At 66.6% G+C, this 17,032-nt stretch carries 17 protein-coding genes; 3 read left to right on the top strand and 14 right to left on the bottom strand.

What is annotated here, in order from left to right; all coding sequences use genetic code 11:
- Both BLT60_RS09265 and BLT60_RS09260 read right to left on the bottom strand, forming a co-directional pair.
- The gene (locus tag BLT60_RS09265; protein ID WP_090876132.1) at window positions 1-1,110 is read right to left on the bottom strand and encodes an ABC transporter ATP-binding protein; all 1,110 of its coding nucleotides are present in this window, start codon (window positions 1,108-1,110) and stop codon (window positions 1-3) included.
- Between the two features lie 81 nt (window positions 1,111-1,191).
- A complete protein-coding gene (locus BLT60_RS09260) occupies window positions 1,192-2,265 on the bottom strand; it encodes an extracellular solute-binding protein (protein ID WP_090876131.1) in 1,074 nt (357 codons plus the stop codon).
- A 355-nt stretch (window positions 2,266-2,620) separates the two neighbouring features.
- On the opposite strand from BLT60_RS09260, the gene BLT60_RS09255 reads away from it, so the two are divergent.
- Together BLT60_RS09255 and BLT60_RS09250 are read left to right on the top strand one after the other, a co-directional pair.
- Window positions 2,621-3,724, top strand: coding sequence for a DUF4432 family protein (locus BLT60_RS09255; protein WP_090876130.1), 1,104 nt, complete (start codon window positions 2,621-2,623; stop codon window positions 3,722-3,724).
- A 39-nt stretch (window positions 3,725-3,763) separates the two neighbouring features.
- Window positions 3,764-4,534: a glucose 1-dehydrogenase gene (locus BLT60_RS09250; protein WP_210185588.1), complete on the top strand. Its 771-nt coding sequence runs from the start codon at window positions 3,764-3,766 to the stop codon at window positions 4,532-4,534.
- 3 nt (window positions 4,535-4,537) lie between these two features.
- Here the strand turns inward: BLT60_RS09250 and pldH are convergent, their stop codons facing one another.
- From pldH to BLT60_RS09215, 7 genes are all read right to left on the bottom strand, one after another.
- Entirely contained in the window at window positions 4,538-5,281 is a 744-nt protein-coding gene (pldH, locus tag BLT60_RS09245) for a pyridoxal 4-dehydrogenase, SDR-type (protein ID WP_090876128.1), read from the bottom strand.
- A 35-nt stretch (window positions 5,282-5,316) separates the two neighbouring features.
- Window positions 5,317-6,495 carry a pyridoxamine--pyruvate transaminase gene (ppaT, locus tag BLT60_RS09240; protein ID WP_090876127.1) on the bottom strand — a complete coding sequence of 393 codons (1,179 nt, stop codon included), beginning with the start codon at window positions 6,493-6,495 and terminating at the stop codon, window positions 5,317-5,319.
- Between the two features lie 22 nt (window positions 6,496-6,517).
- Window positions 6,518-7,324 carry a 4-pyridoxolactonase gene (gene pldA, locus BLT60_RS09235; protein ID WP_090876126.1) on the bottom strand — a complete coding sequence of 269 codons (807 nt, stop codon included), beginning with the start codon at window positions 7,322-7,324 and terminating at the stop codon, window positions 6,518-6,520.
- Window positions 7,325-7,384: 60 nt separating this feature from the next.
- Window positions 7,385-8,320 (bottom strand): putative B6 ABC transporter permease subunit 1, encoded by a 936-nt coding sequence (locus BLT60_RS09230; RefSeq protein WP_090876125.1) that lies wholly within the window; start codon window positions 8,318-8,320, stop codon window positions 7,385-7,387.
- Between the two features lie 4 nt (window positions 8,321-8,324).
- Entirely contained in the window at window positions 8,325-9,407 is a 1,083-nt protein-coding gene (locus BLT60_RS09225) for a putative B6 ABC transporter permease subunit 2 (RefSeq protein ID WP_090876124.1), read from the bottom strand.
- Window positions 9,404-10,972: a putative B6 ABC transporter ATP-binding protein gene (locus BLT60_RS09220; RefSeq protein WP_090876123.1), complete on the bottom strand. Its 1,569-nt coding sequence runs from the start codon at window positions 10,970-10,972 to the stop codon at window positions 9,404-9,406. Before BLT60_RS09220 ends, BLT60_RS09225 begins: the two co-directional genes overlap by 4 nt.
- A gap of 78 nt (window positions 10,973-11,050) precedes the next feature.
- Complete coding sequence (locus BLT60_RS09215) at window positions 11,051-12,079, bottom strand: putative B6 ABC transporter substrate-binding protein (RefSeq protein ID WP_090876122.1); 1,029 nt, start codon at window positions 12,077-12,079, stop codon at window positions 11,051-11,053.
- A gap of 84 nt (window positions 12,080-12,163) precedes the next feature.
- On the opposite strand from BLT60_RS09215, the gene BLT60_RS09210 reads away from it, so the two are divergent.
- Window positions 12,164-12,601: a hypothetical protein gene (locus BLT60_RS09210; protein ID WP_090876121.1), complete on the top strand. Its 438-nt coding sequence runs from the start codon at window positions 12,164-12,166 to the stop codon at window positions 12,599-12,601.
- Between the two features lie 14 nt (window positions 12,602-12,615).
- Here BLT60_RS09210 and BLT60_RS09205 read toward each other — a convergent pair whose 3' ends face one another.
- The 5 genes from BLT60_RS09205 to BLT60_RS09185 are packed head-to-tail and all read right to left on the bottom strand — an operon-like array spanning window position 12,616 to window position 17,032.
- On the bottom strand, window positions 12,616-13,638 hold the full coding sequence (locus tag BLT60_RS09205) for a TRAP transporter substrate-binding protein (RefSeq protein WP_090876341.1): 1,023 nt from the start codon (window positions 13,636-13,638) through the stop codon (window positions 12,616-12,618).
- A 23-nt stretch (window positions 13,639-13,661) separates the two neighbouring features.
- Entirely contained in the window at window positions 13,662-14,933 is a 1,272-nt protein-coding gene (locus tag BLT60_RS09200) for a TRAP transporter large permease (protein WP_090876120.1), read from the bottom strand.
- The gene (locus BLT60_RS09195; protein ID WP_090876119.1) at window positions 14,930-15,481 is read right to left on the bottom strand and encodes a TRAP transporter small permease; all 552 of its coding nucleotides are present in this window, start codon (window positions 15,479-15,481) and stop codon (window positions 14,930-14,932) included. Before BLT60_RS09195 ends, BLT60_RS09200 begins: the two co-directional genes overlap by 4 nt.
- A 4-nt stretch (window positions 15,482-15,485) precedes the next feature.
- On the bottom strand, window positions 15,486-16,415 hold the full coding sequence (fhmpcd1, locus tag BLT60_RS09190) for a 5-formyl-3-hydroxy-2-methylpyridine 4-carboxylate 5-dehydrogenase (protein WP_090876118.1): 930 nt from the start codon (window positions 16,413-16,415) through the stop codon (window positions 15,486-15,488).
- Window positions 16,415-17,032 carry a glutathione S-transferase family protein gene (locus tag BLT60_RS09185; RefSeq protein ID WP_090876117.1) on the bottom strand — a complete coding sequence of 206 codons (618 nt, stop codon included), beginning with the start codon at window positions 17,030-17,032 and terminating at the stop codon, window positions 16,415-16,417. Before BLT60_RS09185 ends, fhmpcd1 begins: the two co-directional genes overlap by 1 nt.

The raw sequence follows: 17,032 nt of genomic DNA, 5'->3' as shown, positions 1-17,032 counted from the left end.
TCAGCCCGCCCGGAAGCAGGTGGTCTGCGCGTCGCTCCAGCCGAAATGGATCGGCTGGCCGGGCGCAAGGTCGTTGAACTCGCCGGTCTGCGGCAGCGCCACGTCGATCTCGGCCTGGGCCGCCCCGGCCTTGATCAGGACGCGGCTCGCCGCGCCGTTGAACAGCACGCTCGCCACCGCGCCGTCCATCCGGTTGGCCATGGACGCGATCCCCGCCGCGTCGCGCGACAGGGCGACCGCCTCGGGGCGAACGAAGACGTCGACCGTCGCGCCCGCTGCGAGAGCTGCCTCGCCGCTGCCGGCAATCCGCACCCCGTCCTCGGTCAGCACCGTCAACCGACCGGCATCGGCGGTCTCGACCTTGCCGCGCCACTTGTTGCTCTCGCCGACAAAGGCCGCGACGAAGGCCGTCGCCGGCCGGTAGTAGAGATCCTGCGCCGTGCCGACCTGCTCGAACCGCCCGGCATTCATCACCGCCACGCGATCCGACATGACCAGCGCCTCGGACTGGTCGTGGGTGATGTAGACAAAGGTCGTGCCGAATTCGTGCTGGAGCTTCTTGAGCTCCACCTTCATGTGCTCGCGCAGCTTGAGGTCGAGCGCGCCCAGCGGCTCGTCGAGCAGCAGCACATCCGGATCGAGAACGAGGCAGCGGGCGATGGCGACGCGCTGCTTCTGGCCGCCGGATATCTGGGAGATCCGCTTGCCGCCTGAGCCCGGCAGGCCGACGCGCACCAGCGCCTCCTCAACGCGCCTGGCGATGTCCTCGCGCGGCACGCCGCGCCGCCGCAACCCGTAGCCGATATTCTCGGCCACCGACATCATCGGGAACAGCGCCAGGTGCTGGAACACCATGTTCACCGGCCGCTTGTTGGGCGGCACGTCGAGCACCGAGCGTCCTTTAATGAGGATGTCGCCGGAGGTCGGCCGGACGAAGCCGGCCATCATCCTGAGCAGGGTGGTCTTGCCGCAGCCGGACGGTCCGAGGATCGAGAAGAAGGACCCGGCGGGAATGGCCAGGTCGATACTCTGCACGGCGACGAAATCGTCAAAGGACTTGGTCAGCGACCGGCACTCGAGATCGTAGGCCACCGGGGATTCAGGCGTCATCGCGGGACCGGGTGTCGCTGGAAAAGGAGATGCGCCCGGCCGCCGTCTGGCGTGCCGGGCGCAGTCGTGTCTGTCAGCCGCTTACGAGGCCTGGACGCGATCGAGGATCTTGCCCTCGATGTCCTCGAGGCCGGCCGGAACCGGCGGATACCACTTGATGTTGTCGATGGCTTCCTGCGGGAAGCTGCCCTGGAACCGCGTCTTCAGCGCTTCCTCGGCAAAGGCGTCAGCACCCTTGGAGGCGGTGAAGTTGCCGGCCGAGGCGGTGATCTTGGCGGCGATCTCCGGCTGCATGACGAAGTTGATCCACTTGTAGGCGGCCTCTTCGTTCTGGGTCTTGGCCGGCAGGACGAAGGTATCGATCCAACCGAGCGCACCCGAAGCCGGGGCGACGAAGGTGATGTCGGGATTCTCTTCGTTGAGCTTCCAGCCGCCGGTGTCCCAGGCCATCGCCGCAACGACCTCGCCGGAGCGCAGCAGGTTGATCAGCGCGTCGCCACCGGTCCAGTAGGCCTTCACGTTGGGCTTGCACTCGATCAGCTTCTCGCCGACCTTTTCCATCATCGTCTGGTAGGCGGCCGTATCGCCATAGGCGGCGAAGGGATCCATCCCCATCGAGAAGGCGAAGCCGATCAGCGTCGGCCGCTTCAGCCGGTAGGAGACCTTGCCGGCGACCGCGTCGCTGCACAGGTCGACATAGTCCTTCACCTCGGGTGCTTTCTTGGTGTCCACCACCAGCCCGCTGGTGCCCCAGACATGCGGCACGCCATAGACCTCGCCGTCATAGGCGGTGTTCTTCTTGGTGCCTTCCAGCATCGAGGCGATGAACAGGTCGCCGTTGATCTTGGAGACGTCCATCGGCTTGTAGATGCCGTATTCTTCCTGGGCGCCGGCGATCCGGTCCTGGCTCGGCTGGGCGAGATCGAAGCCGCCGCCATCGGTTGCCCGCAGCTTGGCGATCATCTCTTCGTTGTTCGACAGCGTGACCTGGACATCGATTCCGGTCTCTTCCTCGAACATCGCCACAACGTCGTCGGGCGCGTAGCCGCCCCAGGTCAGAAGCCGCAATTCCTCGGCCTGGGCGCCGCCAAGCGCAATCAACAAGGCCGATGCGGCGGTGACCGTCGCAAGGAAGCTGGAGCGTGTCCGTTTCATGTCGATCTCTCCTGTTCGTTAGCCGCCGAATTGTCGCTCGATCGGCGTGGTCTAACTGTTTTCGTGTGCAGATGCTTGCGCGGTCGCGCATGCCGCGACGGACCCTAGCGACACTTTATGACGTTTGGTCGGGCGTCCCGACACACTTCTGTCTGCCCGGGATGGTAGCGATTTTCCCGACCTCCCGGAAGCCCCGTTGCGGCCGGCCCGCGCTGAGCGATCTTGCGCCCCTGAACCGGCCGTACGGACCCTGTCGCCGCGCTGGCCTTTGGCGCGGGATTGAGCAACACTGTCCGGCCCATTTCCGTGCCGCGGGATCCCCCCGGCACATCCAGCCAATCCGGACGAGAACCCCATGTCGCGTGAAACCGTCGCCATTTCCCTGCGCCCCGCGCATTTTGCCGAGGCCGAGCATGTCCTTGCCCGGGCGGGCGGCATGACCGCCTCGACCTTCCTCTATGGCAGCGGCGTCGCTGGCCTGCGCATCGCCAACGAGGTCGGCCATATCGACCTCCTGCCGTTCCAGGGGCAGCAGATCTGGGACGCGGTCTTCCACGGGCGGACCCTGACCATGCGGTCGATGTTCACCGAGCCGGTTGCCACCCTCGACTATCTGAGCAACTACGGCGGCTTCTTCCTGCATTGCGGCGCCACCGCGATGGGCAACCCGGGGCCCGAAGACACCCACCCGCTCCATGGCGAATTGCCGAACGCCCCGTTCCGCGATGTCGAGCTGCTGATCGGCGAGGATGACGACGGCGCCTATATGGCGATGACCGGCAGCTACCAGCACACGGTCGCCTTCACCCACAATTACATCGCCCGGCCGACCGTGCGGCTCTCGGCCGGGGCAAGCCGCGTCGTCATGGACCTCACCATCCGCAACCTCAAGCACACGCCGATGGACCTGATGTACCTGGCGCATATCAACTTCCGCCCGGTCGACGGCGCAACGCTGGTCGATGCCGTTCCCGACGATCTCGACCACATCCTTTTCCGCACGACCCTCCCTTCGCAATTCAAGCCGAAGGAAGCCCATGTCCGGCTGCTGGAGGACGTGCAGCGCGATCCGGCGGTCCACCGCACCATGAAGGCCGGCCGGCCGATCGATCCCGAACTGGTGATGTCGCTGGTCTACCCGTCGGACGAGGCCGGCTGGGCGCACAGCATGCAGGCCCACCCCGACGGCTCGGCGGATTTCGTCAGCCACCGGCCCGGCGAACTTGGCAAGGGGGTCCGCTGGATGACCCGTACCGGCGACCAGGACGCCGTCGGCGTCTTCCTGCCCGCGACTGCCGGGGCGGATGGCTATGTGGCGGAGAAGGCCAAGGGCAACGTCCTGACGCTGGAACCGGACGCCGAATTTCACACCACCTTCGCCTTTGGCGCGCTGGAGCCGACGGAGGCCGAGAAGATGCGTGGCGAGATCGCGGCGGTGCGGCAGGCAGCCAAAGCCTGATCGCGGCGAGCGACGCCGCAACGAACACCCGGGGGAAGAATTATGAGCGGTCTGTTTGACCTGTCGGGCCGGGCTGCGATCGTCACCGGCGGAAACGGCGGCATCGGCCTCGGCATCGCCAAGGGCCTGGCAGCCGCCGGCGCGGCGGTCGCCGTGGCCGGGCGGGATGCGACCAAGAACGCCGCCGCGGTCGCCGAGCTCGAAGCCCTCGGCGCCAGCGCCATGGCCGTCGAGGTCGACGTCGTCGACGAGGCATCGGTCGCCGCCATGACCGAAGCCGTCAGCCGGCGGCTCGGACGGATCGACATCCTCGTCGCCAATGCCGGGATCAACATCCGCAAGCCGCCGGAAACCTATTCGCTCGCCGAATGGCACAAGATCATCGACATCAACCTGACCGGCACCTTCACCTGCGCGACGGCGGTGCTGCCCGCCTTCCGGCAAGCCGGCGGCGGCAAGATCATCACCATCGGCTCGATGTCGTCGCTCTTCGGCGGCGGGGTCATCGCGCCCTATGCCGCCAGCAAGGGCGGCGTCGTCCAGTTGACCAAGTCGCTGGCCGTCGCCTGGGCCGGCGACAACATCCAGGTCAATGCCATCCTGCCCGGCTTCATCGATACCGACCTGACGCGCGAGGGCCGTTCGTCCTCGCCGCAGATGTTCGCCAAGATCACCGAGCGCACGCCCGCCGACCGCTGGGGCGTCCCGGCCGACCTCGCCGGCACGGCGGTCTATCTGGCGAGCCGCGCCTCGGACTTCGTCACCGGCACCGCCATCCCCGTCGACGGCGGCTACGCGGCCCAGATCTAGGCGTCAGTTCCGGACCATGCCGGCGTCGACATTGAGCGTCTGGCCGGTGATCCAGCGCGCGTCCTCGGAGGCGAGGAAGGCGACCACGTCGGCGATATGCTCGGGCTGGCCCTTGCCCTTCTTCGCCTGGAGCATCTCGACGAATTCGAAGGCGTTGTTGTGCGGGCTGTCCTTGACGCCCTCGCTCTCGATCAGGCCCGGGGTCAGCGCGTTGACGGTGATGTCGAACTGGCCGAGTTCGGTGGCGAGCGCCCGGGTGAAGCCGATGACGCCGCCTTTCGCGGCGACGTAGGCGGCCATGTTCGGCGTCCCGGCGAAGAAGGTGTTGGACGAGATGTTGATCACCCGGCCGGGCGCCTTCCGCGCCCGCATACGGTCGGTCGCGGCGCGGGTGACGATGAAGGTCCCGGTCAGGTTGACCGAGAGGATCTTCTGCCAGTGATCGAGGTCGACATCGTCCCAGGCGATGAAGGGCACGATGCTGGCATTGTTGACCAGCGTGTCGATGCCGCCGGTCTTCGCGTCGATTTCCTCGAAGAGCGCCGCCACCGAGTCCGGGCTCGAGACGTCGGCGGCGATCGCAATCGCCCCGTTGCCGATATCGGCCGCCGCGGCCGTGCCGCCCTCGGCGTTGATGTCGCTGACGATGACGGTCGCGCCATCGGCCACAAGCCGCCTGGCGATGGCCTTGCCGATGCCCTGGGCTGCCCCGGTGACCAAGGCGGTTTTTCCTGCGAGACGGCTCATGCTGGTTATCCCTCTTGTGGCTTTGGGTTCTGGTGTCAGGCGGCGGCGTCGATGACCGCGAGCGCCGCGTCGATCGCCTTGCCGACCGGCGCGGGATGGCCGAGCGCCTGGAGAGCGCCGCCAAAGGCGGTCAGCGCGGCGATCGCATAGATCGGCTGCGCCGTCGGGCCCATGTGGCCGATCCGCGTGAGCTTGCCGAGCGTTTCGCCGCGCCCGGACGACATCACCACGCCATAGCGTTCGCGGACCGTCGCGCGCAGCTTCGCTTCATCGATGCCCTCCGGCGTCCGCACCGCGGTCGTCGTCGGCGAGGCGATGGCCGCGTCCGCCGCCCACAGGTCGAGGCCCATCGCCAGGATGCCGGCCCGCGTCGCCGCGGCGGTCAGCGCGTGGCGCGCCCAGACGGCCTCCGGTCCCTCGGCAAGGTAGAGGTCGAGCGCGACGTCGAGACCGTTGACCTCGGCCACCGACGGCGTGAAGGGAAAGGCCTCGTCGCGCGACCAGGCATTCTCCCAGTCGAGGATGCTGAGCATCGAGGCGCGCGGCGCGGCCGGATTGTCCTTCATCTTCTGCCACGCCCGTTCGCTGACGCCGAGCATGGTCAGGGCCGGCGGCGCGCCGAGGCATTTGTTCGGGCCGGTGACGTAGATGTCGGCCTTGCAATCCTCCGGGTGGGTCTTCATCCCGCCGAAGGAGGACACCGCGTCGACGATCAGGTAGGCGCCATGGTCGGCGACGATGGCGCCTATCTCGTCGATCGGGTTGATGGTCCCCGACGGCGTGTCGTGATGGCAGACGGCGACAACCGAAATGGCCGGATTGGCCTTCAGCATGTCGGCGACCTGCTGCGGGTCGATCGCCTGGTTGTAGGGAACCTCGATCTCGAGCTGGTTGGGTGAATAGCGCGCTGCCCAGTAGCCGAACCCCTTGCCGTAGACGCCCGACGCCAGGTTGAGCACAGTATCGTCGGCGGTGATCAGCGAGGCCGCCGCCGCCTCGAGTCCGAGCACCGGCTCGCCATGCAGGATGACCGGACGGTTCGACGTCCGCATCGCCGTCTGCATCTTGCCGATCACCTGCTCGTAATGGAGCTGGAAGGCCGGGTCGTAGTCGTAAAGAACCGTGCGCGCCAACGCCCGCAGGACATCCGGATAGGCGTTGACCGGCCCCGAGGTCAGCGTGATGACGGGATCGGCATCGAGTGCATAGCGCATCGGTCGTTCCTCCGCGTTCCGGTCAGCCGTAGAACTGGGTGCCGGTCTTGTAGGTCTTGAAATTCTCCATGTCGTGGGAGAACATCAGCTCCGCCTCGTGGTCCTCGGCCAGTTGCTTGACCCGGCGCATCGACGCCACCCCCGCCACCGGGTCGATATGAAAGGACGCCTGGCAGAGCGTCTCCAGGCTCTTCTGCGTATAGGCCGCATCGATGGTGAAGAGGATCGGGGCCCGCGTCCCGAACTCGACCAGCAGGCTGTAGTGACCGATCGAGTGGCCCGGCGTGAAGAACAGCTTCACTCCCTTGGCCAGTTCGATGTCCCCCTCGATTCCCTCGAAGGTCGAATTGGCGCGGGTCGTGCCTTCCAGAAGCTGGTCGGTCATGCCGCGCGCCTCGGCCGCCTCGGCCGAAAAGCTGACATCCGAATAGCCCAGCATCTCGAATGGCTCGGGCTTGCAGGTCTGCGGCACTTCCAGCTTGTGGCAGATCTTCTTGGCATGGGGGAAATACTTGTTGCCGCCGCAGTGGTCGAAATGAAAATGGGAGTTGAAGACCACGCCGACATCCTTCGGCTCGAGCCCGAGCAGGCCAAGCGCGCCGGGGATCGTCTGCTCCTTGGTCTGCTGCGGCTTCTCGAAGGGCAGCACCTTCATCACGTGGTCGTAGTCGTAGCCGGTGTCGATCAGGAACCGACCCTCGGCATGCTCGATCAGGATCGAGTAGACCGGGAACCGGATCTCGCCGCCCGGTCCGCGATTCCAGAAGACGTGGTAGCCGTCGAGAATCAGTGAGCCACCGTCGAGGAGATAGACCTTCGTATCCGACATTGCTTGCTCCCGTGTCTGCGCGTCAGCGGCGTGTCGCCGCCGGTTCCGTTCCAAAACGTATCACCGCGATCCCCGCTCGTAGGGAAGGCCGAGCGCCGCCGGCAGGCTCGACTTGCGACCGAAGATCACCAGCATCACCATCACCGCTAGGAACGGGATCATCTGGATCACGTCGGTGGGGATGTTGATGCCCGCCACCTGCAGCGCCGTGGTCAGCGAAAGGCTGATGCCGAAGAGCAGCGCGCCGAACAGCACCCACAACGGTCGGCCACGCGCCAGCATCGCCAGGACGATGCCGAGGAACCCGGCGCCATTGGTGATGAAGGGCACGAAGATGCCGGCCCCGACATTGGCAAGATAGGCGCCGCCGAGACCGGCGAGCGCGCCGGTGGTCAGGACGGCGACAGTGCGCGTCGTCACCACGTCGACCCCGGCGATGTCGAGCGCCGACGGCTTGTCGCCGGCCGCCTGCAGGTTGAGGCCAAGCTGGGTACGCCGGTAGATGAAGCCCATGACGAAGACCAGCGCCACCGACAGGTAGACCAGGAGGTTGTGCTGGAACAGCGCGGGCCCGAGAACCGGAATGTCGGCAAGCCCCGGGATCGCCAGCACGTCGGCGGCGGGCAGCCGCGGATAGGTCCGCGAGAACTGAAAGTGGTGCAGCAGCGCGGTCAGGCCCTCGAGACCCAGCGTCAGCCCGATGCCGATGACGATCTGGTTGAGCCCGAGCCGCACGCAAAGCAGCACCATGATGGAGGAAACGGCCATGCCGGCGACCGCACCGCCGAGGAATCCGAGCCACAGGGATTCCGACATGAAGGCGACAAGAAATCCGACATAGGCGCCGGCGATCATCATCCCCTCGATGCCGATATTGAGGACGCCGGCCTTCTCCGACATCTGCTCGCCGAGGCCGGCCAACAGGAGCGGAACGGCGGCCGTCACCGCCCCGAAGAGGAGCGCGCTGAGGAAGATCTCGCTGAACAGGCCGGTCATCGCCTCACCTCCGCCGGCTCAGGTAGCGCGTGTCGACATACTCGACGATCGCCAGGACGATGAGGACGATGGCGATCAGCACCAGCGTGAAATGGTTGGGGACACCGAGGCGACGCGCGGCGCTTTCGCCGCCGATCGACAGGACCGAGAGCAGCAGCACGAAGGCGATCGACGCAAAGCCGTTAAGTCGCGCGAGGAAGACCATGGGGATCACGGTCAGCCCATAGGCCGGGTTCCAGTCTGCGCGCACGTTGCCCTGGACGCCGAGGATATCCACCGCACCGCCCGCGCCCGCCAGCCCGGCGGAAATCGCGAAGACCGCGATCGTCAGCCACGGCACGTCAAGCCCGGCATGGACGGCGGCACGCGGATTGGCGCCGACGACCCGGAGCTTCAGCCCAAAGGCAGTCCGCGTCATGATCAGGTGAACCCCGATCACGGCGACCAGCCCGAGCAGCAGGCCGCTGCTGATCGTCGTGTCGAACAGCCGTGGCAGCCGGTCCTCGACCGGCAGCGTCCGGGTCTGCGGCACGGTCGTCTCCGGATCGAGGAAGACGAGCTTGACGAGCACGTTGGCGAAGGAGACGCCGAGGAAGGTCATCATCAGCGTGGTGATGATCTCGTTGACGCCGTGATAGGCCTTGAGAAGGGCGGGAACCAGCGACCAGATCATCGCCACCACCGTCGCCAGCACGAAGGCGCCGACGACCGCCGCCCAGACCGGCATGGCATTGGCGAGGAGCGGCGCGGCGGCGGCGGCCGTCACGGCGCCGAGCAGGAACTGCCCGTCGACCCCGAGGTTCCAGATGCCGGCCCGGAACGCCACAATCAGCCCCGCCGCAAGGAAAAGCATCGGCGCCATGCGGGTCAGCGTCTGTTGGACGCCGGTCGGCGACAGCAGCCCACGCTCGATGACATAGCCGTAATAGGCCAGCGGATCGACGCCGACCGCGACCAGGATCAGGCCGGCGATGACGAGGGCGATCAGGATCGGCCCGACCGTCAGGAGGATACGGTGAAGGATCACGCGGCCGACCCCGGCCGGCTCCTCCGGATCGACGGCGATGGTGGAGGCTTCGGCGCTCATGCCGCCAGCCCGACCATCAGGCGGCCGACTTCGGTTCGCGCGGTTTCGCTGTTTTCGACCGTTCCAACCACGCTCCCCTGGGCCATGACCGCGATCCGGTCGGACAGCCCGAGCAGTTCCTCGAGGTCGGTCGAGATCAGCAGCACACCCTTTCCGCTCGCCGCGATTTCCCGGATGCGGTTGCGGGTCGCCAGGGCGTTGGCGAGGTCGAGCCCATAGGTCGGTTTGTTGAAGATCACCACCTTCGCGCCATCGGCCAGTTCGCGGGCAAGGAGCACCTTCTGGATGTTGCCGCCGGACAGCCGTCCGACCGGCGTTTCGGATGACGGCGTGCGGATATCGAAGGCAGCGATCAGCGCCCGTGCGCGGCGATCCAGTTCGGCGCGCCGCTCGATGCCGCTACGCCAGAAAGGTCGATCGCCAATCTGCTTCAGGAAGAAGTTGATCGACACGGGGAACGGCGCCACCGTGCCCTCGCCGAGGCGATCGTCGGTGAGATAACGGAGGCCGGCGTCGCGCCGCGCGTGGACCGGCAGGAATTCGATCGGCTGCCCATCGAGGAGGATGGAGCCATCGTCCGTCGCGATCTGTCCCGACAGCGCGTCGGCCAGTTGCTTCTGGCCATTGCCGTCGATGCCGGCGATGCCAAGGATTTCCCCGGGTCGGAGGTCGAAGGTGATGTCGCTCAACCCCGGCGAGACGGATGTCGGCGCCCGGGTCAGGGCCCGCACCGACAGGACCGGCGCCGCCTGGCTGATTCCGGGATGCGGTTCGCGGACGACATCCTCGGGATCGCCACTCCGCTTGCCGAACATCAGCTCGACGAATTCCGAGATCAGCGACTCCTCGTCGAGGGCGCGGAAGCGCTCCGGCGCGATCTCGCCGACCTTGCGGCCGAGCTTCAGGACCGAGATGCGATCGCCGAAGGCCGCGGCCTCCTTAAGCTTGTGCGTGATGAAGACGACCGCCAGCCCGCGGCCGACAAGCTGTCGCATCAGCACGCCGAGTTCCTCGATCCCCGAGGGCGTCAGCATCGAGGTCGACTCGTCGAGGATCAGGATGCGGCTGTCGCGAAGCAGCGCACGGAGAATCTCGACATGCTGCTGCTCGCCGAGCGATAGCTCCGAGGCGAGCGCATCGAGATTGACCTTGATGCCGAGCGAGCGCGAGACCTCCTCGACCCTTGTCCGCAGGCCGTCCTTGCGCGGCCGCCGCCACCACGGCGCGCCGAGAAGCAGATTTTCCGCCACGGTCAGCGTCGGCACCAGCATGGTGTGCTGGAACACCGTGCCGATTCCCAGCGACAGGGCATGGCTCGGCGAGGTGATGGCGGTAGGCTTGCCGTCGACCAGGATCCGCCCCTCGTCCGGCTGTTGCAGGCCCGACAGCAGGCCGATCAGCGTCGACTTGCCGGCGCCGTTCTCGCCGAGAAGGACATGGACCTCGCCCGGCCAGATCGCCAGTTCGACATGGTCGTTGGCGACGACGCCGGGAAACCGTTTTGTCACGCCTTCAAGCGCGATGATCGGCGCGGCAGATCCTGCGGTAGTGACTTCGCGTTCCAATTGGCTCCCGCCCTCTGGCCGCCTGAGCGGATGTTCGGGGAAGTGGCCGGGGGCGAGCGCCGCCCCCGGCGGTGGCTGCTATTCCTGGATGTCGGACATCATGGCGCGAACGTCCGTCGCTTCAAAGACCGGCTCGACGGTAATTCCACCGTCGATGATCTCCTGGCGCAGCGCCTGGATCTCGGCCCAGACGTCATCCGGGATCTGCGGCGTCTTCAGCAGGTTGACGGAATCGTCCTTGAGGCCGATCTCGTAGCCGCTGTTACCGAAGGTGTCGGCCTTGAGGTCGGCGATCATCGCCGCATAGACCGGCTCGATGTTCCAGACCACCGAGGACAGGAGATATCCCTTGTCGATCGACGACTTGTCGCCGATGACGTCGATGAACATCACCTTGCCGCCGTCGGCCGCCTTTGTGGTCTCGACCGCCTGCAGCATGCCGAAGCTCGAGCCGTTGCCCTGGCCGAAGATGATGTCGGCGCCGGCTGCGATGACGCTCTCGGTTACCCGCTTGCCGCCGGCGGCATCGCTGTAGGCTGCCGGTCCGATCACCGCGTAGATCACCTTGACGTCCGCGTCTTCGGCCTTGACGCCCTCGGCGAAGGCCGCCGACTGCGAGTTCCACGAGGGCGGCTCGCCAGAGACGACGATGCCGACAGTCTTCGACCGGGACATCTTGGCCGCCATCCGGCCGGCGAGATAGGCGCCCTGGTGGCCCGACAGGGTGTAGTCGGTGATCAGGCCGGGCGTCAGCGCGCTCGGCGTATCGACGATGGCCACCGGAACATTGAGCTCCTTGGCGATTTCCGGCGCCGCGGTGTTGTAGCCGCTGGCATGGGCGATCATCAGATCGGCGCCCTCTTCGGCCAGTTCGCGCAACGTCGGACGGACGTCGCCATAGCCCAGGCCCTGGGCGACGATGACCTCGACCCCGGCGGCTTCGCCGGCTGCCTTGGCGGCGTCGACGCCCTGCTGGTTCCAGCCGAAATCGGTGCCCTCTTCCGGCGTCAGGATGGCGATGGTTTTGACTTCGGCGGCGGAAGCCGTACCGAACATGAGGCCTGTCAGCAGCAGCGCCGCGGCCCCTTTGACCAGATGATTCTTCATTCCGAGACTCCTTTTCCTCTTCCTGATTTCTGTTCCGTAGTAATCATGCTCCGAAGTTTTCTTTTTGTTGGATCGGTGGGAGCGATGCAGTTCGTGAAGCGGACCTTGATGGTCCTTTTCTTGGTTGGTCTTGGAGAACCCGCGGACGCAGTCGAGCTGCGTTCGATAGAGGTGCGCACCGGCACTGACGGATTGGTCGCCGTGCCGCTGTCTGTGACCAACGCGAGCGGTGCGCCGGTCGTCTGTGTCGGGCAGCTTGCCCACTGGTATTCGCAGGAACTCGGCCGCGCCGGAACCGGTGCGACCGCGCTCATCCCGCTCTGGTTCGACCCCACCACCGGCACCTTCACGGTGCTCAATGACAAGGCCGAGAACATGCCGGTCGAGTCGTTGTGGTGCGGGCTGGAAGGCCGCGCATACGAATCCCGCGCCGCGATCACGCTGGATCGGCAGGCCGACGCCACGCCGTCGCCGATGGCGCTGACCTGCACCCTCGACGGCTCGCGACTGACCTGCGGATAGGCGCCCATCGTCGATCAGTCGCCCCCGCCAGCATCGACCAGCGCCTTCAGCCGGTCATACTCTTCCTGGACGGCCGGATCGGCGGCGACGAGCTGGGCCGCCAGCTCGGCGAACTCGGCTTCCATCTTCGCCTGCTCTTCGTCCGACAGATTATGGACCGCGCCGCCATTGTCGGCCCAGATGCCGTAGGTACGCTCGACATTCTCGACCCCCCACGGGAAGACCGACTCTTCCGCCGCGCGACCGGCCCCGATGATCGCTTCCTGCACATCCTCGGGCTGCGCCTGGAACCAGTCCTCGTTGACCAAGGTCACCGACACGATTTCGGCGAAACGCAGGTCGGTGATGTTCTTGCCGATGTCGTAGAACTTGAAGGCGGTGAGGATCGGCATGCCGACCAGCAGGCCGTCGAGGCCGCCACTCTGCAGCGCCGGGACAACTTCTGACAGCGCCAGTGGTAGCGGCGTCGCGCCGAGGAGTTCCATCGGCTTGACCTGCATCGGCGAAGCGAAGGTCCGGATCTTCAGGCCCTTCATCGCCTCGAGCGTCGTGACCGGCTCCAGGGTGAAGACCACCGTCGGACTGTTGTAGATCGCCCCGATCACCCGCAGCCCCTTGTCGAGGAACATGGTCTCGAGGTGATCGCGGTATTCGGGATCGTGGATCGCCGCGTCGACGTCCTCGGGCGACCTGAACAGCCCCGGCACGTCGAAGGCCTGGAAGCGCGGATCGACATTGGTCATGAAGGATGTCGGCGTCGTGAAGCCCTCGATGGTGCCGAGCAACACGCCTTCGGCCATGCGCGGGATCGGGCCGAGCTGGCTCGCCGGGTAGATCTCGACCGTGACGGCGTCCCCGACCAGCTTGTCCAGTTCCGCAGCGAAGACCTTCTGCCACTCGTGCTGGACGTCGTTGATGGTGGCCGAGGCGAGCTTCATGGTCGCTGCGTCGGCGGTCGAATTCGCGACCGGCGACATCAACGCCGCCAGGCTGAGCGCGGTGCCGGCGACGGCGGCGCGGAAGGAGAATGGCGTCATGGTCCGGTTCCTCTCGTTCATGTTCAGTGGGCGCCGCCAAGGGTCAACGACAGGGCCGGCACGAAAGTAATGACAAGCAGGGCGACGACCTGGACGGCAACGAAGGGGAGCACGCCCCGGTAGAGCGAATGCGCCGGCAGTCCGGTGACCGACTGGGCGACGAAGATGTTCAGTCCGAAGGGCGGCGTGAACATGCCGATCGCCAGGTTGACGGTCATGATGATGCCGAAGTGGATGGGATCGATGTCGAGCGTCACTGCGATCGGCACCAGCAGCGGCGCCAGCACGAGGATCGCCGAGGTCGGATCGAAGAAACAGCCGACCGCCAGCAGCAGGACGTTGACCGCGATCAGGAAACCGAAGGGCGACAGGCCGACCCCGTCGATCCAGGCAACGATCGCCTGCGGAATACCCTGCGTGGTCATCAGCCACGTCGCCAGTCCCGCGGCCGCGACGATGATCAGGATCTTCGCCGACATCACCGCGGCGCTGGCGGCGGCGCCGACGATCTCGTTCCAGGTCATCGAGCGATGGATGAAACGTGCGACGAGGATGGCGTAGAGGCAGGCGAAGCCACCGGCCTCGGTCGGCGAGAACCAGCCAAGGTAAATGCCGCCGAGCACCACCACCGGCATCAACAGCGCCCAGGCCGCGGCAAGGGTCGCGCGCCACGTCTCGCGGCCGTCGAAGCGGCTGGTCCGCTGCACGTCGGCACGCATGGCGGCGACCACGACAAAAGCCATCATCATCGCCGCGATGACCAGCCCCGGCAGGATGCCGGCGATGAACAGCCTCGGGATCGACTGCTCGGCGACGAGGCCATAGAGGATCATCGCGATGCTGGGCGGGATGATGATGTCGATGGAGCCCGACGAGGCGAGCAGGCCAGCCGACCGCTCGCGACCGTAGCCGGCCTCGACCAGCTTCGGGTAGAGCGTCTTGCCGAGGGCCGCGACCGCGGCGACGCTCGATCCCGACACCGCGCCCATCGCCGCCGAGGCGCCGACGGTGGCAACGCCGAGGCTGCCCGGGATCCGGCCAGTCAGCGCCAGCACCCAGGCGATCATCCGCCCGGCCATGCCGCTGCGGTTCATCAATTCACCGGCGAAGACGAAGAACGGCACGGCAAGCAGGGCGTAGTTGTCGAGCCCGCCGAAGACGACCTGATGGACGACCAGCGGCGGCAGCGGCAGGACGAAGGCGATCGCCAGCACCCCGCCGAGGAGAAAGACCAGAAAGACCGGCGCACCAAGGACCAGCAGCGCTCCCGGCACGGCAAACAGCGCCGCCGTCATGACGCCGCCCCCGACGCCTGGGCGTTGACCGCGAAGGCATGAGTATCGCGCGCGAGCAAAACGGCGGCGACCAGGGCCATGCCGACGAAGCCGGCCAGCACCGCCGAATGGGGAATGGTCATCGGCAGGCCAAGCGCCATGCTGCGCGTGTCGAGCCGCGCGATGCGCTCCACATAAAGCCACGAAGCATTCGCCGCATAGACCGTCGCGGCCAGCGCCGCGAGATCGTTGATGACATGGAGCGCGTGCCGCCAGCGGCCCCGCGCATAGGACGGCACGAGGTTGACGTTGATGTGGTCGCGCCGCGCCAGGGCCAGCACCGCGCCGGCCATCACCACGAGGATGATCGTGTAGACCATCAACTCGTCGGCGCCGACGACGCTGTAGGAAAAGAGGTAGCGGCCCGAGGCGTTGACCACGTTGATCGCCACGACGACGATCAGCAGCACGCCGAGCAGCCATTCCGCCGCCGATCCGATCCGCGCCGCCGCTCCAGCGATGGCCTCGCGGCCCTCGATCGTGCTGGCATGGTCGGCGGATCGGGCCATCGCGTCAGCCCCTGTCCTCTAGGATCCGCCGGATGGCGACGAGCTTGCGGGCCCGTTCCTTCTGGAGCTCGGCGATCCTCTCCGGCGTATAGGCGTAGATGCCCTCGCCCGTCTTGATGCCGTGGGTATTGGCCGCCATCTTGTCGCGCACCAGCGGCGCAACGTCGTCCCGGGCGCACAGGTCCTGGTTCAGGAAGGACGAGACCGAGCTGTAGATATCCATCCCCGCCATGTCGAGCAGCGCCATCGGCCCGATCACCGCGATCTTGTAGCCGATCCCCCAGGAGACGCAGGTGTCGATATCCTCCGGTTCGATGACGCCGCGCTCGACCAGATCGACCGCCTCGCGCAGCAGCGCGTAGAGCACGCGGTTCTCGACAAAGCCGGGCACGTCCTTCTTGACCACCACCGGCAGCAGGCCGAGTGCCCGGATGAAATCGCGAATGGCTTCGACCGTCGCCGGCGCCGTCGCCGCGCCGCCGATCACCTCGATCATCGGGATGATATGGGGCGGGTTCGACCAGTGCATGCCGACGAACCGGTCCGGCTTGTCCATGCTGGCCTGGAGCTCGGTGATCGGGATGCCGGAGGTGTCGGTGGCGACGATCACCGACGGGCCGATCAGCGGCTCGATGGCGCGATAGGTCGCCGCCTTGATCTCCCGGTTCTCCGGAACGTTCTCGATGACGAGATCGGCGCCGTCGACGGCCTCGGCGATCGACAACACGAAGCTCACCGTGCCGCTTCCCGTCTCCGGCGGCTCGATGCCGAGCTTGTCGAGGACGCCGCCGGCGATGTCGAGCATGGCGCGGGCGCGCTCCATCGCTTCGGGCGCAATGTCATGGGCGACGACATCGACGCCGCCCCTGGCGAGCCGGGCGGCGATGCCCGGCCCCATTGTCCCCAGCCCGATGAGCCCGACCCGGCGGAACATCACGCGGCCTTGGCGGCCGTGCCGGTGGCGACCTGGAAGGCCGGCCGCTCGGCCATCGACGCGACCCAGCGCTCAAGCTCCGGGAAGGCCGGCCGGTCGATCTTGAAGTCCATGCAGCGCTTGAGGATCGGCGCGCAGGCGATATCGGCGATCGTCAACTTGTCGAGGGCAAAGAAGGCCTTGCCCTTGAGGTGGCCGTCGATGATGGCGCATTGCGCCGCCAGGTCCTTGACCTGGGCGTCGAACTCGGCCGGACGCTCTTCCGGCGCCAGCTTCGAGCCCTTGAAGGCGGCCATGTAGCCGGGATTGATCGCGGCGAGCAGGAAGTCCATCCACCGCTCGACCAGCGTCGTCTCGGCCGGCGTCGCGCCGGTCAGCTGCGGTGCGCCGGTGGCGGCGAGGTAGCGCAGAATGGTGTTGGATTCCCAGATCACCACGTCGCCGTCGATGAAGGTCGGCACCTTGGATGCCGGGTTCAGTGCCTTGTATTCCGGCGTCTGGGTGTTCTCGAACTGGCGGCCATAGTCCTCGCGCTCATATGCGGCGCCGGTCTCTTCGAGCATGAAGATGACCTTCTGGACGTTGCCGGAGGTTTGCCGGCCCAGGAGTTTGTACAT

It is taken from the genome of Bauldia litoralis (assembly GCF_900104485.1).
GTDB lineage: Bacteria > Pseudomonadota > Alphaproteobacteria > Rhizobiales > Kaistiaceae > Bauldia > Bauldia litoralis.
The sequence above is the reverse complement of the archived record's forward strand: the minus strand, read 5'-3'. Positions and strand labels throughout refer to the sequence as shown.